This window comes from Gracilibacillus kekensis (assembly GCF_900143085.1).
In the GTDB taxonomy this organism is placed as follows: domain Bacteria; phylum Bacillota; class Bacilli; order Bacillales; family Amphibacillaceae; genus Gracilibacillus; species Gracilibacillus kekensis.
Genome location: NZ_FRCZ01000001.1, coordinates 74049 through 94454 on the forward strand (window position 1 = coordinate 74049; position 20406 = coordinate 94454).

Genomic DNA, 20406 nt, shown 5'->3' on the forward strand with positions numbered 1-20406 from the left:
AAATGGAAATAAAAGTGGTTAACTCTGAACAAAAGTTGCAAGATGCCTATCAAGTACGCTCTACAGTCTTTGTTGAAGAACAAGGCGTCCCTGAAGAATTGGAAATTGATGATTTGGAGAAAGAAGCGATACATTTTGTTGGTTACCAACAGGGAAAACCTGTGGCAGCAAGTAGAATGCGATTTGTCGAAGATTACGCAAAATTAGAACGTGTCTGTGTATTAGAAACTTTTCGAGGAAAAGGGTATGGCAAAGATATCATTTTTTTTATGGAGAAGGTAGCAAAAGAGAAAGGGTTGGACAAAACGAAGTTAAACGGTCAAACTCATGCTGAGGCGTTTTATCAATCTCTTGGATATAAGACCATTTCAGGTGAGTTTATGGATGCTGGCATTCCGCATGTCTCCATGATGAAATCCTTGTAATTGAAGAAATCAACTTCCTATATTATGCAATGAGAGTTCCGGATGAATAAGTCATACGGAACTCTTTTTTATAAACACTATATTCGCCTTTTCTTGTTTCTCTTACCAAACTATATGTATGTATTTATTGATTTTTGTACATGCTGATAAAAAATAAATAAGCATAAAGGTAGGAGAAACAAAGATGGAATATCGTTCTATTTTTATCGAAACCGTTTTTGGTTTTATTATGTTATTTGTTCTTGCCAAACTATTAGGGAAAACACAAATTAAACAGTTAACTGCGTTTGATTTCATTTCGGCCCTTATTCTTGGTGAGTTAGTTGGGAATGCCTTATATGATAATGAAGTAGGAATAAGACAAGTCGGTTTTGCAGTCGCTATCTGGGGTGCATTATTATATATCACTGAATTAACGACACAAAAATTCAAAAAAACCCGAGCCGTTTTAGAAGGTCGCCCATCGATGGTGATTCATAAAGGAAACATTCAAAGAGAGGAAATGAAAAAATCTAAACTGGACATGAATCAACTATTACACTTATTACGTTCTAAAGATGTATTCTCTGTACAAGAAGTAGACTATGCTATTCTGGAATCAGATGGTACCGTCTCCGTATTGAAAAAATCAGCAGATCAACAACCGACTAGAACGGACTTTAAATTACCAAAAGAACAAGTTTATTTGCCATTTATGGTCATAAATGATGGGGAACCAATCATAGACAGTCTAAAAGAGATAGGTAAAGATGAACAATGGTTAAAGAAGGAATTAAAGAAACAAAAAATTAATTCTGTTGAGGAAGTATTTTATGCAGAGTTTACTAAAGATAATCAACTGTTCGTACAAAGTAATTAAAGGTATCGTCTACTAATTCGAGAAAAAAAGAAGCCAGTGCTTGAGGCACCTGGCTACACTTTTGCCTGAAAGTTTACACCTTTTCCGGTAACTTCAGCATAAATCTTTTGTTTTGGATGATAATTCTCTTCTTCGGGAATTCGGTTCATATTTCTTTGTTTTGTTTTCGGAATATACTTTCTTTTTTGTTCTTCTTTGGATCGTTCTTGCTTATAACGCATGCTGAACTGGATTGGGTGTAACTTTTCAATTGGAAATGGGTCTCGCTCATTTTTGGTAACACGATTATGATATTGCTGATACTGATAATTCTCAACAGGCATAATGTAACCCATTTTTTCTCCCTCCCCTTTCATGCTATTAATATTCTATACCCATTATTTCGAAAGTTTAATCATTTTTTTGTAGGGTTATACTCAACATAATTCTATTCGTCGATCTACTTTTCCTGCATACAAAGAAAAAAGATAGCTTATTTCTATAAATTATAGAAAGCTATCTGTTTAACGGTTTTAGATCCAGGAAAATGGTGGTCTATCATCTTTGTCTTCTTCAGAGCCTTCTTCTTCCTCTTTCTCTTCCAAAATCTCTTCTTCAACTTGTTCTTCTTCCTCGATTGCTCGAGGTCCAAAGAAAGGATCTTGACGGCGAGTTGGTTCAATACGAACATTATCCGCTTTAATAACGAGATCTTTCACATAAATGACTTTCTTTTTGTCTGACATACTGTTCACTCCTTCGTTCTTTTATATTAAGATTTAGTGTAGATCAAATAGTCGTTACATCATATTCAAATTCACCATATTAGTGTCTATGACTGTATTATTAAAAGCCAATTAAATTTATTTCTTTGATATGATCGATAGGTATCGAAACTGGCGCTTGCTTGCTTGCTACTTTCACCATCACCATTTGATTCTGAAAATCTTCTATAATCCCAACATATTTTTTCCTCTCTGTTTGGAGCTCACACTTCACTTTTGGCACATGAAAAGGCATTGATGCAAAATAAATTACTTTTTCCTTTAAAGTCATATCCTTAAATTTCTTTTTATCTAGTTGATCAGAAGCAACTTTCTGCTTTTTTACGATTTCGTCATTTTCTTCTCTCTTTTGATATTTGTTAGTTGATTGATAATAAGATTGCATCGATCGAGAAGGTTCCGCCAAATCGGGTTGCGTTATATATAACTTTGGCAGTTCTTTATTGGTTTGCACGGAGTCCACCACTTTAAAATACCTCCTTTATTGTTTACACACTTATCACGGTGTAATCGTCCATAATATCCCAATTTAAGATTTACTAAATGGGAACTTCCTGATGCGTTTTGAAAGTCTAAAACTCCCACATCTGGAAGTCTCATTATATATATATGTTACATGCCTATGACGTGTGAGAAAAAATATATAAGCAATTAGGGTAAAACAAGGCATTTGTCTATACGAAAATACACATCAATCATAGATTATTAGTGTTAACGAAATCTTTTTACTGAAGGAGTGTAGTAGAATGGGCAAAAATTGCCATGATGACAATAACGTAGAAGCAACAAAGAACTGTGTATGTGATGTTGTTCGTACCATTGCAGATGCACAAGATAATGTAGTAGATCAGCAATGTGATGTAAGTTGTGCACAATCGATTCGTGATTTAGTTTCACCGGTATCAGGAAATGGTTTAGACACTGTACCTTTTATTTTATATGATAAAAAAGGGAAACCATTTAAAGGATATGGTGCTGAAGTTCGTGCACAAGGTGGGGGTCCTGCTCGCTTTGATTGCTATGACAGTTTTATTTTCCGTGTCAATGAAGTAGATGATAAAGATTGCTGTGCGGTATTAGAATTATTAGTATTCGACAATGATGAGTCTGCTGGTCATGATCCGTGTGATCAAATTGACAATGAACAAGTTTCAGATTTGGAACGTACAGGTATTTGTATTACTGTAGATTTAAATTGTTTCTGTGCTATCACATGTTTACCAGCAGTATCTGTTCTTTAAAAGCATTTGCTGAAAACTCTTCCGACTGAACAGTTGGAAGAGTTTTTTTGATTTGTCACAGACAATTAATAAAAATTCTCTTTATTAACCTTTAGACTTGCTTTAATACATACGTATTTGGTAAAATCCGATGCAGTGTGTCGCAAAATGAATACTTTGTGACAGAATAGGGTAAGGTATATTGTGCACTCATACACAAAACTTCAAGATTTGAAAGGATGGTTTTATGCAAAAAGTATCAAAGGTATTTTTTATTTCACTTGCAATTTCACTCTTATTCATCATCTGGGGAGTAATACCTGCAGATGTATGGCCAAACTGGAACTTAGATACCGTGACTACCCTTATTCAAGGCTTTCTTGTTACACGTTTTGGTTGGTTTTATTTATTAGTAACTACAGGCTTTTTAATTTTTGCTATTTTCCTAATTGTATCAAAGTACGGTAATATTGTACTTGGGAAAGATGGGGACAAACCTGAATACAACTACTTAACATGGTTTGGTATGTTATTTAGTGCCGGTATGGGTATTGGTCTTGTTTTCTGGGGGGCTGCTGAACCTATTTGGCACCTTCACCTACCACCATTTCCAACAGAAACAGAAGCAGAAGCTGCCAGAGTTTCCATGCAACACAGCTTTTTCCATTGGGGCTTCCACCCATGGGCAGTGTATGCTACTTTAGCATTAGCACTTGCATATTTTCAGTTTAGAAAGGACGAGCCGGGTTTAATAAGTAGCACTTTAAAGCCTCTTTATGGTAACAAAATGAATGGGGGATTTGGAACCTTGATTAACGTCATTGCAGTTTTTGCAACTGTATTTGGTGTTGCTACTTCATTAGGATTAGGCGCTCAACAAATTGGCAGCGGGATAGAATTTGTCTCAGGAAATATTGCAAATACCATTTATTTGCAATTAATTATTATTGCAGTTGTTACCGTATTGTATATGATGTCTGCTTTGACTGGACTAAATAGAGGAATTAAGATACTTAGTACGACGAACATCGTAATAGCTATTTTATTGATGTTTTTCTTACTTTTCACAGGTCCTACAAACTTTATTATGAATTTCTTTACAACAACATTAGGTTCTTACATTTCTAATCTGCCAGAAATGAGTTTCCGAATGGCTCCTTTTAATGAAGAAAATGCTACATGGTTAGAAGATTGGACCATTTTTTATTGGGCATGGTGGATTGCCTGGGCACCATTTGTAGGTATGTTTATTGCCCGAGTTTCACGTGGACGTACTGTTCGTGAATTTGTTGTTGGGGTATTATTAGTACCGACAATATTTGGCGCATTATGGTTTAGTGTATTTGGCGGTTCTGCTATCCATCTAGAAATGAATGAAGGTATAGACATTTACAGTATTGTTAATGATGCAGGATCAGAAGCAGCTTTATTTACGGTATTAGAAAACTTCCCTTTAACTGGAATCATGGCTGTTTTAGCCGTATTGTTAATTAGTACTTTCTTTATTACATCGGCAGACTCGGCAACTTTTGTATTAGGAATGCAAACGACAAATGGTGATCTTAATCCAGATATTAAAGTGAAAGTGATCTGGGGTGTCGTACAATCAGGTACTGCTGCAGTCTTGTTATGGCAAGGTGGACTAGCAGCATTACAAACTGCATCCATTATTGCAGCATTTCCATTTGCAATCATTATGATCATGATCGTCTTATCTGTTATCAAGGCGTTTAGAGAAGAAGGAAAATTATATGAACTAAAACGTAGAAAAAGAGAAAAAAATTAACAAAGTGAACCAAAACCCCACTTTTTAGTAATAAAGTGGGGTTTTTAGTCGATAAAACGTTCCCGATCCTCAGGACTGGGCAACATACAAGAATCTTTTTTACCGAACCAGCGATAGCGATTTTTCGCAATAATTTGATATACTTTATCTCGTAAGATTTTTGGAATCAGTAAAAATATCGAAAAGACTGGATATAGTCGATGTAAGGATTTTGCTATGTTAAGAGCAGCAGTTGATTTTGTATAATATCGATTATCTTTAATTAAGACTATGCTGTCGATATCGTTTGGGACATTATATTTTGAAATCAGTTTTTGTCCAACTTCACTTTGCAATGAGGCAAATTGAAATTTTTGATGTGGATCTCGCTTAATGATAAATTGAACACTGCTACTACAGAAATTACAGACACCGTCAAATAAAATGATGCGTTTCATCATAATCACTCACCTTTTCTTAATTATATCAAAGTATATGGTGACCTGCATATAAATGAGATTGGGACATAAATAACCTCTTAATTTCTAACATGTATGATGTATTGTTGCGCTATATACAGATGCTGCGCAATAAATGAGGTAGTAATTTTGACATGATGTGTGTGCTAAGAAACCGCTTCGGCTTGTCCGCTTCCCTTTCCACGGGTTTTTCTCCTCAGCTAACTTTGGTAAGCAAAAACCGCCTACCAAAGTGGATCTTCGGATAAAAACATCCCGTAGGAGTAGAAGCGGACGCCTACGCTAATTGGATATTCTACAACATTAGTATGAGGTAGCATTATGGTATTTCTCTCATATAAAAATTTCGTTGATTGAAGTAACAACTCAAAATGCTAGCTGTTGCAACAATTGTAGAATAATTCAATAGCGCAGGCCGCCCGCTTTCACTCCTGTGGTAACTTTTTACCTGAAGATCCACTTTTTCAAGCGATCTTTGCTTGAAAAAGTTAGCTGAAGGGAAAAAACCACGGAAAGGGAAGTGGGCAGCCGAAGCGGATATTTAGTAAATAAAATATTTCAAAATTACCACTTTGGCTAATACTTATACATCAGTTTATTGCGCAGTTTTCCTACTATACAATCAAAAAATCCAAACGATCATCGTTTGGATTTTTTATTTAAACACGCGCTGTTTGAAGTTTTGCTTTATGATAACCCTAAAATATTATATCCAGCATCAACATGAATCATTTCTCCAGTGACACCTCGAGAAAGATCACTTAATAAATAATAGGCAGTATCCCCAACTTCCTCTTGTGATACCGTTCGCCGAAGTGGCGCATCTTCTTCAATTTTTTTCAATACCGAACTAAATTCTCCGATGCCTTTGGCAGATAGTGTACGAATTGGTCCAGCTGATATTGCATTGACACGAACGCCACGTTTCCCTAAATCATTAGCAAGATATTTCATACTAGCATCAAGACTGGCTTTCGCAACACCCATAACATTATAATTCTTGACTACACGCTCGCCACCTAAATAAGTCATCGTAATGATACTTCCACCTTCAGACATCAATGGTGCTGCTTCTTTTGAAACAACTACAAGTGAATAGGAACTTATATTGTGCGCGAGCATGAAGCCGTCACGTGAAGTATCAACAAATTCTCCTTGCAAGTCTTCTTTTTGAGCAAACGCTATACAATGTGCTAAACCATGAATTGTGCCAACGTCTTCTTTGATCTCTGAAAATGTATTAGCAACCGCTTGGTCATCGGTCACATCACATTCATAAAATAATGCGTCTTGTCCTTCTAAAGTATCTACAAGTTTTTTCACAGGCTGTTCAAAACGTTCATTTGCATAGGTAAAAATCAAACGCGCTCCAGCTGCATGAAGAGATTTCGCTATTCCCCAAGCAATACTACGTTTATTAGCTACACCCATTACCACGTATGTACGACCTGCTAAAGAAAAATTCATCATTTCACTCTCCCTTATTATTTATCACGGTGTAATTGTCCATAATACCCTTACTTCGTTATTAAGAATTTAATTTGAAAAAGATATTGGGTCGAAAATCTTTCAAATACGTTTCGCGAAGCATAGCAAGAGTGCCATGCCCCTGAAGATGAAGTCATATTTTATACCGTGTATTAGTACCTGCTGCTATTTTATCGGAATTTTCGGATAATTACAACAATGGACTAACTCAAAAATAAGGAGTTGCAATAAAAGTAATGCCCCCTGTTTGTAAACAGAGGACAAGCATGTTAGACGTATTCTAATAATTGTTGTAGTTCTTCCACATATTCTGTGGATCCCGTCACAATCAAACGGTCATTCAGTTTCAATTCCGTATCTCCGTGCGGAACTATTGAATCATTTCCGCGAAAGATTCGAACCATTATCACATCGCCTGTAAATGGAAATTCTCTTAGTAAAGTTCCATCATAATTAGCATTGTTCATGTTAATCTCATAAAGTGCACTTTCTTGTTGTGTAAGAATATTGACAACATATGGGGCCTCAATTAATGCTTTTAACAAGGTTTTTGCTGATAATAATACTGAAAAAACATCTACTCCTATCTCTTGGAGCCTTTTTTCAATTTCAGGAATTTCTATACGAGCTATTACGCGCTCTACACCATTATTTTTAGCATATGTTGCTATTTCTTCATTTTTTTCTTCATTACCTGTTGAAACCACGACAATATCATGTTTGAAAACACCTGCAGCTTCAAGGGTATTTATATCATAATTGTCCAACTCATTTATGTCAAAAATCGATCTGTTTTGGAAATCTTCAACTTTTTCCTGCTTTGTATGAAATAGATGAGTCTCAAATTCCTTCGGTTCTAATTCTCTTACCACAGGAATTGTTGCTTGGTTCGTTCCAATGAAAGATATCGACTGTTGATATTCCGCTTCTTCATGATTAACATAGAATTTTTTGAAAAAAGCTGGTGTAATGATACATGACAAGACGGCCACTAAAACAAGCGCACCATGCATTTCACTTGTAATAATTTCCAACCTCTCCCCAATCGTCGCAGCTGCAATGACTAATGATAAGGTAGAAGTTAATAACATACTTGCTGCAATGACTGTTTTTGTATCATACCATTTTTTCATATATGCAATTGGAAGCACCTTTGAAATAAGTAGTGCAATAAATAATAATGGAATCAATGCCAACACTTTTGGTTCATCAAAAAGAGCCCACAAGTCTATTTCGACGCCAACCATTACAAAAAATATTGGTATTAAGAAACCATAACCAAAACTATCTAATTTTTGTACTAGTTCTTGATTTGGCGCTAATAAAGATACTAAAGCACCAGCTAAGAATGCACCTAAAATATTTTCAGCACCTACGGATTCAGATAAAGCAACAAGGAAAATAATTAATGTAAAAACTGCTCTTGTTCCGATTTGAATCGTACCTTTAGACATCGTTTCAATAAATGATTGATTTCGGAAATACTTACCTACAAAATACAGTAATACCCCTACACCGAAAAGGATAAGTAGTAACCACATGTTACCCGAACCCTCACCATAGAAGGAAACGAAAACAGCTAATAGAATCATTGTTACTAAATCAGCGATTACTGCAATTAGTAAGATCGTTTGTCCTACTGTTGTTTGCATTGCCTGAGCTTCTTTCAACGTTGGTACAACGACCCCTAGAGAAATCGTTGAAATAATCAATGTCATTAAATAAACGTTATCGATAAAGCCCCATATTACAAATAAATAGGATAATAAAAACGATAAAATCAAGATACCAACAAAAATAGCACTTGCTAATAGAACAGGATTCGGCATATCTTTCGTTGACGTATTTTGATTTTTACGTTTTTTGCTTGAGAAAATTGAAAAATCTATCTCCAAACCACTTAAAAACATTAGAAAAATAAAGCCTAACGTTGATAATGTTTCTAACCAGTTGCTTTCTTCGACTAAATTAAAGCCGCTTTGTCCGATAATTAAACCAATGATAATTTCTGCCACCACTACAGGTATCATTTTCAACCGAAATCTGTGCAAAAGAATTGGTGTTAAAAATGCTGCGAGGATAACAATTACCAGAGAACTGACAGATTCTCCGTGCTCCATGATTCAATCACTCCTCTCCGCCTAGAGTAGATAACTCATAAAGGCTGTTGCTAAACCAAAATAAATAAAAATAGATATTAAATCATTTAATGTTGTGATAAAGGGACCAGAAGCAACCGCAGGATCAATGTTGAATCGGTCCATGACTAACGGTACAAAAGCACCTGAAACGGTAGCAACCAAAAGTGTTGCCATTATTGAAATACCTACCAGAACTCCCAAGAAAAAATCATTATACCAGAAAGCAATTAACAAGGTAATGATAACACCACAAGAAAGACCCGTAATTAAACCTGTTTTAGCTTCCTGCCAAATCACTGAAGCCTTTCCCTTCTTCTCCATTTCTCCGGTTGAAATGCTTCTTACAGCAACAGCTAATGCTTGGGTACCAGTATTTCCAGCCATCCCGGCAATTAATGGAATAAATACTGCTAAAATTGCTACTTGTTCCAGTGTTGCTTCAAAACGTCCAATCACACTAGCGGTTAGCATACCTAAAAACAATAAGATAACCAACCAGGGTAGACGTTTTTTTGCAGAAGAAAATGCAGTATCTCCACTACTTTCGACATCCGTTATACCTGCTAGTTTGGAATAATCGTCACTTGCTTCTTCATCCATAACGTCCATAATATCATCGACCGTGATAATACCAAGTAAATGATCTTGAAAATCGACTACTGGTAATGCTAAAAAGTCATAATCTCGCATCATTTGTGCAATATCTTCCTGGTCTTCCCCTACTGGAACAGATACTACTCGTTCACTCATAACATCCTGAATCAACCAATCTCCTTCTGCAATAATCAAGTCTCGTAAAGAGATAACCCCTACTAATTTTTTATAGGAATCAACCGCATAGATATAATAAATCGTCTCTGCTTTAGGTGCTGCTTTTCGAAGGTGGCGCATCGCTTCTTTCACAGTCATTTCCGTATGTATCACAACAAATTCCGTTGTCATGATACTTCCAGCGGTTTTTTCTTCATAGTGGAGTAACTCTTTTATCTCTTCAGAAGCCTTTTTATCCATAATAGTTAAAAAACTTGCAACCTTGTTCTTATCTAATTCATTTAAAATATCTACTGCATCATCGGTAGACATATGTTCTAATATTTTAGCTGCAAATGCTGGAACCATTTCGATAATAAATGCCGCTACAAAATCTCGATCTACCTGCTCAATCACTTCAGCCATTTCTTCTGGAGACAAGTAGGAATATATTAAAAATCGAATATTTTCTTCTTGTTCTTCAAATATCTTTGCTTGATCATATGGATGTAATTCTAAAAATTCTGCCCTGAACTGATCAATTCTTTCATCTATTAATGCTTTTTGTATTTTTTGCCACATTTCCATTCGTTCTTGTTTTTCTAAGTGTTCCATTATTCCGCCCCCTGTCTCGCTTTATTTTGGGATGTTAAAAGAATAACATATCTTGCTAAAAAATACGCTAATTTTACACATTCTTATCATACTTTGATGTTACAATAAAGAATATATTGTTTCTATTCTCAAAAATACAATAATGCTCTATACTATTAATAGACTAAAATTTTCAAGTAAGGAAAGGTTTATCATTATGTCAGAAAAAAATTCAAACACAAAATTAGATTACTCTCTAATAATGATTATCATTTTATTAGCGATCATTAGTATTTTTACTTTATATACATTAAGTCCGTATCTCAATCAAAATCCACTTTATCAGAATATGTACTTAAAACAAATTGTTTGGTATATTGCCGGGTCAATGGCTATTGCAGTTATTATGATGTTTGATTATGACAGGTTTAGACAAGTATCCTGGTTACTTTACGGAATTGGTATTATTTCACTTATCATGCTTCATTTCCACTTTCCGCCTGATATTGCTCATCAAGTGAAAGGTGCTTGGGGCTGGTTTAGATTCCCTGGAATTGGGACAATTCAGCCAGCAGAGTTTATGAAAGTTTTTTTAATTATTTTTCTGGCTCATGTAATGGTGGCACATAATGAAAAGTATCCAGAGCATACTGTGAAAATGGACCTTTGGTTATTGGTGAAAATGGCTTTTTTTGCACTGATACCGATCTTTTTTATTGCACAACAGCCTGATCTAGGAGGAGTATTGGTATTATCAGCCATTACAGCATGTATGATCCTTGTCTCTGGAATCAAATGGCGAATTATTTTAACAATAATGGGAACAGTGTTAACAGCCTTAGTAACCTTCGTAGCTTTTTATCTTGCAAATCCTGGTAAGGTAAATCAATTTCTGTATGATAATGATCTAGACCATGTCGTCTCTCGATTTCAAGGTTGGTTGTTCCCTGAAGAATTCAGCCAAGATGGTGCCTATCAAACTTTAAGAGCTATGCAGGCTATTGGGTCTGGTCAACTGTCTGGAAAAGGAGCAGGAACGTTTGAAATGGCATACCGTATTCCTGAATACCATACAGATTATATTTTCTCAGCAATCGCAGAGCAATTTGGATTTTTTGGTTCGAGTATTCTGATACTTATTTTCTTTTTGTTAATTTACCGATTAATCTTCATTGCTTTAAAAAGTAAAGATCCGTTCGCAAGTTATATGGTTACTGGTGTTATCGGTATGTTCAGTTATCAAATTTTCCAAAACATTGGAATGTCTATCCAATTACTGCCTGTTACCGGGCTACCGTTGCCATTTATAAGTTACGGTGGTAGTTCGACCTTAACTTATATGATTGCAATTGGAATTGTGTTAAGTGTATTTTATCGTATAAAAACCTATATGTTTGACGAATCATAAAAACAGATGGAACAGATAGGGGCAAATTGAATGAAAATAGATATTATCGGTGATATTCATGGCTGCTTTCAAGAATTGAAAGAGTTATTAGTAAAATTAGGTTACCACCATCAGGATGACTTAATGTATCACCCAGAAAATCGACAACTTGCGTTTGTTGGTGATTTAACAGATCGTGGTCCACAATCCTTGGATGTAATTCGGTTTGTCTATCATCTTGTGATCGAGCGAAGAATAGGTTTTTACGTACCTGGTAATCATTGTGATAAACTTTATCGTTATTTCCTAGGCAATAATGTAAAACAACAACACGGGTTAGAAACAACCGTAGCGGAATATCAACAATTATCTAAACAAGAACAATTAGAAATCAAAGAAAAGATGATTACCTTATACGAAAATGCGCCATTGTATCAGGTTTTTAATGAACTTGATACAGTGATGGCACATGCTGGTATACCCGAAAAATATATTGGAAGAAACGATAAAAAAGTGAAAACATTTGTTTTATATGGTGATATCACCGGTGAAAAGCTAGCAGATGGTCGACCTGTCAGAAGAGATTGGGCTCAACACTATCAGGGTGAACAGTGGATCGTCTATGGACATACACCGGTAATGCACCCTCGTTTTGTAAATAAAACGGTTAACATAGACACAGGCTGTGTATTCGGCAACCAATTAACTGCCTTTCGATTGCCAGAAGAAGAAATAATCACTGTACCATCAAAACAGCCATTTGTTGAAGATAAATTTAGATACTAAGCAATAGTGTTTAAAATGAAAAACACATGGCAAAGACAATAATTTTTAAACTTCAAACAACAATACTGGAATATATATTTTTGCGTAATATATGGATACTACTCAATAAATGATGTAGTAATTATGAAATGTATTTATTTCTAGATACCCGCTCCGACTGCCCACTTCCCTTTCCGTGGGGTTTTCCCTTCAGCTAACTTTTTCAAGCACAGATCGCTTGAAAAAGTGGATCTTCAGGTAAAACATTCCCACAGGAGTGAAAGTGGGCGGCCTGCGCTAATATATTTATCCTACAACTACTGTGACAGGTAGTATTTTTAGCATTTACTACAAATAATGTTTTTCAAATGATAGAAATACCAATATGCTTCCTGATACTAGCGTTGTAGAATATCAAATTAGCGCAGGCGTCCACTTCGACTCCTGGGGAATTAGCATGATCTGAAGATCCACTTTGAAAAGTGGTTTTCTTTTCGAAGTTAGCTGAAGAGCATGCCCCCCGGAAAGCGAAGTGGGCAAGCCGTAGCGGTTGGGTACCCTCATATTTACTGTCAAAAAGACCACATCAGTTATTGCATAGTATCTTCTTAATACGCATAAAAATCCAAACGATTTCGAAAGTTATTCGAGTAATTGTTTGGATTTCTTTTAATTATTAAATTCTTTTGTTCCAGGCTCTTTATTTATATGCCTCCCATGCTTGCTTGAGGTCTTTTGCTAGCGGAATCTCAAATTGCATCCGCTCTTTTTTTATCGGATGATCAAAGGATAGCTGATGACAGTGAAGCGCTTGTCGTTGTATCGTTTCCATACTTCCACCATAGAGATCATCGCCAATTAGCGGGTGACCAATGGATGAAAAATGGACACGTATTTGATGTGTTCTTCCTGTTTCTAAATGAATTTCGAGTAGAGCTAATGCATCTAATTGTTCTCTCACTTGGTAATGCGTTATAGCTCGTTTGCCATGTTGTGAAACCCTTCTTGTTATAATCGACTCTGGATCTCTAGCGATCGGATCTGTTATTGTGCCTCTTTCGTTGTGTAGATTGCCGGATACCATTGCCAAATAGCCTCGATTTACATTATGCTCCTGTTGATCATGAAACAAAATCGAGTGGCTGTATCGGTGTTTCGCAATTAACATTAAGCCAGAGGTATCACGATCTAACCTTGTCACTATATGAACAGTATAAGGAATATTATGATTATCATAGTAATTAATAATTCCGTTTGCTAATGTATGACTTGGATGGTCCCGCGATGGAATCGTCGCAATAAATGGTGGTTTATTTATAACTATTATGTGCTCATCTTCATACACAATATCAATTGAAATATTTTCGGCCACTAATAATTTACTTCTTGTCTCCTGGGGAAGGATAATTTTTATTTGATCTCTTGCCATAAGTCGATATCTCACATTTACTTCCATATTATTTACTAATAATTTTCCCTCGTCAAATTTTATAGCTGTAAGCATTCTTCGTGAAATACCGATTACTTTTAATAAATAATCGCGTAATAGTAATCCTTCATGTTGCTTTGTTACATCCCATTTCACATTTTCCACCTACTGTTATCTTTCATCCGAAATAAAGGAGTCATGCACTCTTTTCCAAAAAGGAAAAGCCCTAAAACGAGCAAAACGGATCTTCTCATCAGAGACACGACACTCAATTCGATCAATATTATCATACATATCTGTCTGATGATCAATTGTAATTAAAAAACTTCGATCATGATATAACGGTAATAATTCACAAACATGATGTTTTGGTAATATTAGAGGAGAACCAATCGTACGAAAAACTCGATTATTAATCGATGCCATCTCGGTAATCTGAAAGGCATTTAACGATGGATGGATAATAGCCCCACCTAAAGCTTTATTATATGCTGTACTTCCAGAAGGTGTAGATACACATAGTCCATCGCCCCTGAAGCGTTCAAAATGTGCTCCTTTAATATGTACATCCATAACTACCGTACCTTCATTCGATTTCACCGAAACTTCATTTAATGCAAGGAAATGCTTAAATTTATCTCCTTCGACTGGATGAATTTTAATATCTAATAACGGGTACTCAACCACTTCAAACGGTTTTTTTGCAACCTCTATAATTAATTTTTCGACTTCTTCTGGAACCCAGTCAGCGTAAAAGCCTAAGTGCCCTGTGTGTATTCCGATAAATGCCGTATCTTGTAATCGATGTTGATACGTATGGAAGGCTTCTAGAAAAGTACCATCACCACCGACAGAAATAACAAGCTCTGGTTCTACTTCATCAAAAATCATCGAGAAATCCTCTAGATATTTTTTCATACGTGCTTTTATCATTTCAGACTTGTTATCTCCTCTAGATAAAATCATAAAGCGCATGCTGTTCCCTCCATTACTTTTCATGATCGTTTTTGTTCGTTTTAAAAACTCGTTGTGCATCTTGAATTTCATCTTTTATTTTGGACATTTCTTCATCCAGTTTAAATGCTGCTTCGGCAGCTCGTTTTAATCTAGCTTGTACTTTTTCGGGTATTTGTCCCTCATATTTATAATTTAGCGTATGTTCATTTGTGGCCCAAAAGTTCATAGCTAACGTTCTAATTTGAATTTCGGCAATAACTTTTCTTTCACCATGAATGGTTTCAACAGGGTAGGAAATAATTAAGTGATATGAACGGTAACCACTTTCCTTCTTATGATTAATATAATCTCTTTCTTCTATGACATCAAAATCATTACGTGAACGCAAGCGGTCGACAATACCATCTATATCATCAACAAACTGACATACAACTCGAACACCTGCAATATCTTGTAATTCCGTTTCTATGTCGTTTATATGTATATTTTTTCGTTTCATTTTTTCTTTAACACTTGAAATAGGCTTCACTCTACCTGTTACAAATTCTATTGGTGAATGACTTGACTCATGTTCAAATTGTGTTCGCATTCCTTTTAATTTAACTTTTAGTTCTTCCACCACCTGTGAATAAGGTGCCAAGAAGTTTCTCCAATTCATGACTAGCACCACCTAAGTAATCATTATCTAAGTTCATTCTATCATATCTTATGATAAACAAGTAACGTTAGTATCTCTCGTTATCTTTGCTTTTTTTTATATTATCCTTCAAAATAAGATAAGACTTTTTATAAGGAAGGCAAGGAGTGCTTCAATTGACACAAGAAATCGAAATTGAATTCAAAAACTTATTAACCAAAGAAGAATATCAACGATTAATCAATCATTTCCATACTTCTATTCGTACGGAAATGATACAAAAAAATCACTACTTTGAAACAGCAGACTTTCAGATAAAAAAACACCATGCAGCTTTACGAATCAGAGAAAAGGAAAATACATTTCAAATGACTTTAAAACAACCTAATCCGCAGGGAGCCGGTTTATTGGAAACCCATGCCAACCTGACAAGTACTGAAGCCACATCTTCTCTTAAAGGCAACTTTGTAGCAAAAGCAGAGATTGAAAATGCATTAAATACCATGGGTGTTTCACATACTGACCTTCGATATGGTGGTATGCTAAAAACTTATCGAATCGAATTAAACTACAAAGACACCCTTATCGTACTAGATAAAAGTGATTATAATGGCCATACTGACTATGAACTAGAGCTGGAAGCACAAGAAGAAGCATACGGTTTAAAGGTTTTTAATGAAATCTTATCGAAGCACAGCATCTCAATAAGGAAAACCGCTAATAAAATTGAGCGATTTTATAAAACATTAAGGTATTAGGAAACGTTTACACTTATAACACATATACTTAAATTATATACTGTATGATAACAGGTCAACCCTTATATACTAAAGGATTAAACTACCAAAACACAAAAGTTGCTAGTTCGATATAAACACTGTTACAATATACAATAACATAAAGAGAGATTTTCTTTAGTAACATCTTATGAAGGGTTTGGCGGATATGAGAGATCTAGTTGGCTCCATTTATGAAGCAATTGGTGGTGAATCGAAAATTGAGGAATTAGTTGAGGCTTTTTATGGCCGTGTTGCTAAACACCCTGATTTAATTCCCATCTTTCCAGATGACTTTACTGAAGTTGCACGGAAACAAAAACAATTTTTAACACAATTTTTTGGTGGACCACCATTATATATACAAGAACATGGGCATCCTATGATGAGAAAGCGGCATTTACGCTTTCCAATCACTCCTACTAGAAGAGACGCTTGGTTATCCTGTATGGAAGGCGCTCTTGAAGAAGCAAATATTGAAGAACCGTATAGAAGTGCAATGTTTGATCGGCTTACATTAACAGCCAATCACATGATGAATACGCCTGAAGAGAAAGGAGAATCATTGTGAATTGGAATTCCGCCGGATCATGGCAACATCAAGATCGTAACCAAACAACGCATTATCATTTTATTGACGTTTTGAAAAAACCGATCGAGATTTATGTGTTTGTTGATCCACTTTGTCCAGAATGTTGGTCATTAGAACCGTATTTAAAGAAATTATCCATTGAATATGGTCGTTTTTTTACGATCCGAACTGTTTTGAGCGGACAGTTAACGAACTTGCACAAAGACAAATTTGAGAAACCACGTAAATTGAAAGATATATGGGAAAAAACAGCTAGTCGCACGGGTATGAGTTGTGATGGGGATTTATGGATCGAAAATCCGATTCATTATCCATGGCTTACATCTATTGCAATCAAAGCTGCTGAGTTACAAGGTAAAAAAGCTGGTAAACGTTTCTTACGTAAACTACAAGAGCTTGCCTTTTTAAATAAACAGGATATTTCACAAGAAGAGATACTAATTAACTGTGCCCAAAAAGTGCATTTAGATATCGATGAGTTCCGTGAAGATCTTTATTCTCATTCCTCAAAAAAAGCACTGCAATGTGATTTGAAGATCACAAAGGAAATGGATGTTGAATACATTCCTACAATGGTTTTCTTCAATGAGTCAGAAGATGATGCAGGTTTGAAAATTTCTGGAATTTATCCTTATGAAATATATGTAAAAGTCTTAAAACAAATGCTCCAGAAAGAACCACTGCCGGCTAAAAAACCAAAATTAGTTGATTTTTTATCACATTATGATTTTGTCGGTACAAAAGAAATAGCGGTTGTATATGATTGGTCCATCGAAAAAGCTGAGAAAGAGATGAAGAAACTTCAACTCAAACAGCTTGTTGAAAAAGTACCAGTTAAATTCGGATATTTCTGGAAATATGCTAAATAGCTAAAGAGTACATGTCTTTGTGCATGTACTCTTTTTGCGTTATTAAAAGGGATGGGAGAAATTTTCTGGTCAAACAAAGGGGTTTGTTTGTTTAACTTATCTTAACTATACCAAAGAAAATGCAAAAATAATATATACTTGTGCATTATTTCACAAAAAATTCACACTTCTATCATGATAAAATATCGCATAAAAATAAAGATAGAACCTCAAATGCATTCCAAACTTTGACGTTCTTCTATATAAAAGGTAAAAATTATATTTCTCATGTTTAGGTGGTGTATAAATATTGCGCTTGTTACTAGTCATTTTACCTTTATTTGCGTTCATATTAAACATCTTTGGCCTAATGCGTATGATCCCTTTGTATTTTACAATTCCACTTTTATTTGCAACCATCTACATAACGGTTTATTCTTTTCAAAACAAAAAACAATTTAAAGGATTTAAGAAAGAATGGGACAGAAGTATTTCATGAAAAAGCAACTCTTTTCGTTAGGGAAATTAGGGATGAATACATCGATGAATAGTAAAATCCAAATGATTCAGCATCATTTGGATTTTTTCGTGCATATAAAGGGATAGTTAATGAGGAAGTTTATCCTACATTAAAATCACTGCAACGTCGAAATGACGCTTGGGACCTCTGCTGTACATATTAAACTTGCTCTAATAATTTTTCCATTTCATCTAACTTCTCTTCAAATACTTTTAACGCATTAATTACAGGCGTTTTTTCTGTCATATCAACGCCCGCTTTCTTCAATACTTCAATCGGATAATCACTGCTACCTGCCCGCAGATAACCTAAATATCGTTCTACTGCAGGTTCTTTCTCTTCTAGAATTTGCGCAGCTAATGACTGTGCAGCAGCGTATCCCGTCGCATATTGATAGACATAGTAATTGTAATAGAAATGAGGAATTCTTGACCATTCTAATCCAATTTCTTCATCGACAACTAAATCGTCACCGAAATAGGTTTTATTTAAGTCATAATATACTTCTGTTAAACGATCCGCGGTCAACGCCTCGCCTTCTTGTGCTAATACATGTATCTTATGTTCAAATTCAGCAAACATTGTCTGTCTGAAAACAGTACCACGGAACCCTTCTAAGAAATGATTTAATAAAAACAGTTTCTCTTTCACATCATCGGTTTTCTCTACTAAATAATTATTTAATAGTGCCTCATTACAAGTCGAAGCTACTTCAGCGACAAAGATAGAATAGTTTCCGTAACGATACGGCTGGCTCTCATGTGTATAATAGCTATGCATCGAGTGACCTAATTCATGCGCTAAAGTGAACAAGTTATTTAAGTTATCTTGCCAATTCATTAGTATATAGGGATTGGTACTATATGCACCTGAAGAATACGCTCCACTGCGTTTCCCTTTGTTCTCCTCCACATCAATCCAGCGATCTGTAAAAGCTCTTTTCATCACATTTAAATATTCATTTCCTAGTGGTTTTAATGCTTCCATTACTGTTTTCTGTGCTTCTTCGTAACTAAAAGACATATCAACATCTTTTACTAACGGTGTATACAAATCATACATATGCAGCTCTTGAATATCGAGTACTTTCTTCCTTAGTGCCACATATCGCTGTAGTAATGGCAAACCTTCATGAATTGCTTCAATTAGATTATCATATACTTTTTCAGGAATATTGTTTTTATTAAGAGCCGCCTGTCTCGCTGAGTCATAATTGCGGATCTTCGCATAAAAGTTATCCTTCTTTACAACCCCTTGTAAAGTTGACGAGAAGGTATTTTTTAAACTTCCATACGTATCATACATCTCCTTAAAAGCGTCATGTCGTACTTGTTGATCCTTAGATTCGAGAAAATTGATATAACGTCCGTGTGTCAGTTCTATTTCATTGCCATTTTCGTCTTTAACCTCAGGAAATGTTAAATCAGCGTTGTTTAACATGCTGAAGGTCTGTGATGGATTATCTGTTACTTCTGACGCTTCTGCTAGTAGTTCTTCTTCTTTTTCAGACAAAACATGTGGACGCTGACGATTAATCTCATCCAAGGTATGTTTATATAATCGTAAGCCTTCGTGATCTTGCAAATATTGTTCAAGAGTAGTCTCATCTAATTTCAGAATTTCTGGAGTTATGAAGCTCATTGTGCTCGAAGCTTGTGTAATCAAATTCTCTGCTTTTCCATTCATTGCTTGATAAAAAGAATTGGTTGTATCTTGATCGTAACGCATATGCGCGTATGTATATAGTTTACTTAATCGATCAGATACCTGGTCTTGTAATTGTAATAACTGATATAGGTTTTCCGCTCCGTCTTTCAATGTTCCTTGAAATTTTTGAAATTTGGGCAAGAGTTCTTTCACCTGATCCCATTCTTTTTCCCATTCCTCATCCGTTGCAAAGATATCTGATAATCTCCAGGTTAACTCTTCTGGTATTTCATCACGTTTAGGTAGTGATTTTTGCGCCTTAGCCATTGTAACTCCTCCTTCAATAATTACTGTTATCTTATT

At 35.3% G+C, this 20406-nt stretch carries 20 protein-coding genes; 9 read left to right on the forward strand and 11 right to left on the reverse strand.

Annotated elements, in window-relative coordinates; translation table 11 throughout:
* Positions 1-2 precede the first annotated feature (2 nt).
* Both BUC25_RS00350 and BUC25_RS00355 read left to right on the forward strand, forming a co-directional pair.
* Positions 3-425, forward strand: coding sequence for a GNAT family N-acetyltransferase (locus BUC25_RS00350; protein ID WP_073198597.1), 423 nt, complete (start codon positions 3-5; stop codon positions 423-425).
* Between the two features lie 184 nt (positions 426-609).
* Positions 610-1284 carry a DUF421 domain-containing protein gene (locus BUC25_RS00355; RefSeq protein WP_073198599.1) on the forward strand — a complete coding sequence of 225 codons (675 nt, stop codon included), beginning with the start codon at positions 610-612 and terminating at the stop codon, positions 1282-1284.
* Positions 1285-1337: 53 nt separating this feature from the next.
* Here the strand turns inward: BUC25_RS00355 and BUC25_RS00360 are convergent, their stop codons facing one another.
* The 3 genes from BUC25_RS00360 to BUC25_RS00370 form a co-directional block, all read right to left on the reverse strand.
* On the reverse strand, positions 1338-1619 hold the full coding sequence (locus BUC25_RS00360) for a hypothetical protein (protein ID WP_073198601.1): 282 nt from the start codon (positions 1617-1619) through the stop codon (positions 1338-1340).
* A gap of 177 nt (positions 1620-1796) precedes the next feature.
* A complete protein-coding gene (locus BUC25_RS00365) occupies positions 1797-2009 on the reverse strand; it encodes a hypothetical protein (RefSeq protein WP_073198603.1) in 213 nt (70 codons plus the stop codon).
* 100 nt (positions 2010-2109) lie between these two features.
* Positions 2110-2514, reverse strand: a complete 405-nt coding sequence (locus tag BUC25_RS00370; protein ID WP_073198605.1) for a CotO family spore coat protein — start codon at positions 2512-2514, stop codon at positions 2110-2112.
* A 280-nt stretch (positions 2515-2794) separates the two neighbouring features.
* On the opposite strand from BUC25_RS00370, the gene BUC25_RS00375 reads away from it, so the two are divergent.
* On the forward strand, positions 2795-3289 hold the full coding sequence (locus BUC25_RS00375; RefSeq protein ID WP_073198607.1) for a CotY/CotZ family spore coat protein: 495 nt from the start codon (positions 2795-2797) through the stop codon (positions 3287-3289).
* Between the two features lie 226 nt (positions 3290-3515).
* A complete protein-coding gene (locus tag BUC25_RS00380) occupies positions 3516-5054 on the forward strand; it encodes a glycine betaine uptake BCCT transporter (protein WP_073198609.1) in 1539 nt (512 codons plus the stop codon).
* Between the two features lie 44 nt (positions 5055-5098).
* Here BUC25_RS00380 and BUC25_RS00385 read toward each other — a convergent pair whose 3' ends face one another.
* From BUC25_RS00385 to mgtE, 4 genes are all read right to left on the reverse strand, one after another.
* Positions 5099-5491 carry a thiol-disulfide oxidoreductase DCC family protein gene (locus tag BUC25_RS00385; protein ID WP_073200367.1) on the reverse strand — a complete coding sequence of 131 codons (393 nt, stop codon included), beginning with the start codon at positions 5489-5491 and terminating at the stop codon, positions 5099-5101.
* Between the two features lie 708 nt (positions 5492-6199).
* Positions 6200-6979, reverse strand: coding sequence for an enoyl-ACP reductase FabI (gene fabI / locus BUC25_RS00390; RefSeq protein WP_170862615.1), 780 nt, complete (start codon positions 6977-6979; stop codon positions 6200-6202).
* Positions 6980-7269: 290 nt separating this feature from the next.
* Positions 7270-9120, reverse strand: a complete 1851-nt coding sequence (locus BUC25_RS00395; RefSeq protein WP_073198612.1) for a monovalent cation:proton antiporter family protein — start codon at positions 9118-9120, stop codon at positions 7270-7272.
* Positions 9121-9141: 21 nt separating this feature from the next.
* A complete protein-coding gene (gene mgtE / locus BUC25_RS00400) occupies positions 9142-10506 on the reverse strand; it encodes a magnesium transporter (protein WP_073198614.1) in 1365 nt (454 codons plus the stop codon).
* Between the two features lie 196 nt (positions 10507-10702).
* Between mgtE and BUC25_RS00405 the strand changes: the two genes are divergently transcribed.
* Both BUC25_RS00405 and prpE read left to right on the forward strand, forming a co-directional pair.
* Positions 10703-11893 (forward strand): FtsW/RodA/SpoVE family cell cycle protein, encoded by a 1191-nt coding sequence (locus BUC25_RS00405; protein WP_073198616.1) that lies wholly within the window; start codon positions 10703-10705, stop codon positions 11891-11893.
* 30 nt (positions 11894-11923) lie between these two features.
* Positions 11924-12658: a bis(5'-nucleosyl)-tetraphosphatase PrpE gene (prpE, locus tag BUC25_RS00410; RefSeq protein WP_073198617.1), complete on the forward strand. Its 735-nt coding sequence runs from the start codon at positions 11924-11926 to the stop codon at positions 12656-12658.
* Positions 12659-13337: 679 nt separating this feature from the next.
* Here the strand turns inward: prpE and BUC25_RS00415 are convergent.
* The 3 genes from BUC25_RS00415 to yjbM are packed head-to-tail and all read right to left on the reverse strand — an operon-like array spanning position 13338 to position 15681.
* The gene (locus tag BUC25_RS00415) at positions 13338-14222 is read right to left on the reverse strand and encodes an RluA family pseudouridine synthase (RefSeq protein ID WP_073198619.1); all 885 of its coding nucleotides are present in this window, start codon (positions 14220-14222) and stop codon (positions 13338-13340) included.
* Between the two features lie 15 nt (positions 14223-14237).
* Entirely contained in the window at positions 14238-15041 is an 804-nt protein-coding gene (locus BUC25_RS00420) for an NAD kinase (protein WP_073198620.1), read from the reverse strand.
* Between the two features lie 13 nt (positions 15042-15054).
* Positions 15055-15681 carry a GTP diphosphokinase gene (gene yjbM, locus BUC25_RS00425; RefSeq protein ID WP_073198622.1) on the reverse strand — a complete coding sequence of 209 codons (627 nt, stop codon included), beginning with the start codon at positions 15679-15681 and terminating at the stop codon, positions 15055-15057.
* A 155-nt stretch (positions 15682-15836) separates the two neighbouring features.
* On the opposite strand from yjbM, the gene BUC25_RS00430 reads away from it, so the two are divergent.
* The 3 genes from BUC25_RS00430 (at position 15837) to BUC25_RS00440 (ending at position 17897) form a co-directional block, all read left to right on the forward strand.
* Positions 15837-16418 carry a CYTH domain-containing protein gene (locus tag BUC25_RS00430; protein ID WP_073198624.1) on the forward strand — a complete coding sequence of 194 codons (582 nt, stop codon included), beginning with the start codon at positions 15837-15839 and terminating at the stop codon, positions 16416-16418.
* Between the two features lie 187 nt (positions 16419-16605).
* Positions 16606-17007, forward strand: coding sequence for a globin domain-containing protein (locus BUC25_RS00435; protein WP_073198625.1), 402 nt, complete (start codon positions 16606-16608; stop codon positions 17005-17007).
* The gene (locus BUC25_RS00440; protein WP_073198627.1) at positions 17004-17897 is read left to right on the forward strand and encodes a ClpXP adapter SpxH family protein; all 894 of its coding nucleotides are present in this window, start codon (positions 17004-17006) and stop codon (positions 17895-17897) included. Before BUC25_RS00435 ends, BUC25_RS00440 begins: the two co-directional genes overlap by 4 nt.
* Positions 17898-18555: 658 nt before the next feature.
* Here BUC25_RS00440 and pepF read toward each other — a convergent pair.
* Positions 18556-20370, reverse strand: coding sequence for an oligoendopeptidase F (gene pepF, locus BUC25_RS00450; RefSeq protein ID WP_073198631.1), 1815 nt, complete (start codon positions 20368-20370; stop codon positions 18556-18558).
* Positions 20371-20406 lie beyond the last annotated feature (36 nt).

Bases quoted from the DNA above. Each gene is read 5' to 3' on its own strand.
- BUC25_RS00350 (WP_073198597.1), top strand. From the start codon at position 3: ATGGAAATAAAAGTGGTTAACTCTGAACAAAAGTTGCAAGATGCCTAT.
- BUC25_RS00355 (WP_073198599.1), top strand. From the start codon at position 610: ATGGAATATCGTTCTATTTTTATCGAAACCGTTTTTGGTTTTATTATG.
- BUC25_RS00360 (WP_073198601.1), bottom strand. From the start codon at position 1,619: ATGGGTTACATTATGCCTGTTGAGAATTATCAGTATCAGCAATATCAT.
- BUC25_RS00365 (WP_073198603.1), bottom strand. From the start codon at position 2,009: ATGTCAGACAAAAAGAAAGTCATTTATGTGAAAGATCTCGTTATTAAA.
- BUC25_RS00375 (WP_073198607.1), top strand. From the start codon at position 2,795: ATGGGCAAAAATTGCCATGATGACAATAACGTAGAAGCAACAAAGAAC.
- BUC25_RS00380 (WP_073198609.1), top strand. From the start codon at position 3,516: ATGCAAAAAGTATCAAAGGTATTTTTTATTTCACTTGCAATTTCACTC.
- BUC25_RS00385 (WP_073200367.1), bottom strand. From the start codon at position 5,491: ATGAAACGCATCATTTTATTTGACGGTGTCTGTAATTTCTGTAGTAGC.
- fabI (WP_170862615.1), bottom strand. From the start codon at position 6,979: ATGAATTTTTCTTTAGCAGGTCGTACATACGTGGTAATGGGTGTAGCT.
- BUC25_RS00395 (WP_073198612.1), bottom strand. From the start codon at position 9,120: ATGGAGCACGGAGAATCTGTCAGTTCTCTGGTAATTGTTATCCTCGCA.
- mgtE (WP_073198614.1), bottom strand. From the start codon at position 10,506: ATGGAACACTTAGAAAAACAAGAACGAATGGAAATGTGGCAAAAAATA.
- BUC25_RS00405 (WP_073198616.1), top strand. From the start codon at position 10,703: ATGTCAGAAAAAAATTCAAACACAAAATTAGATTACTCTCTAATAATG.
- prpE (WP_073198617.1), top strand. From the start codon at position 11,924: ATGAAAATAGATATTATCGGTGATATTCATGGCTGCTTTCAAGAATTG.
- BUC25_RS00420 (WP_073198620.1), bottom strand. From the start codon at position 15,041: ATGCGCTTTATGATTTTATCTAGAGGAGATAACAAGTCTGAAATGATA.
- yjbM (WP_073198622.1), bottom strand. From the start codon at position 15,681: ATGAATTGGAGAAACTTCTTGGCACCTTATTCACAGGTGGTGGAAGAA.
- BUC25_RS00435 (WP_073198625.1), top strand. From the start codon at position 16,606: ATGAGAGATCTAGTTGGCTCCATTTATGAAGCAATTGGTGGTGAATCG.
- pepF (WP_073198631.1), bottom strand. From the start codon at position 20,370: ATGGCTAAGGCGCAAAAATCACTACCTAAACGTGATGAAATACCAGAA.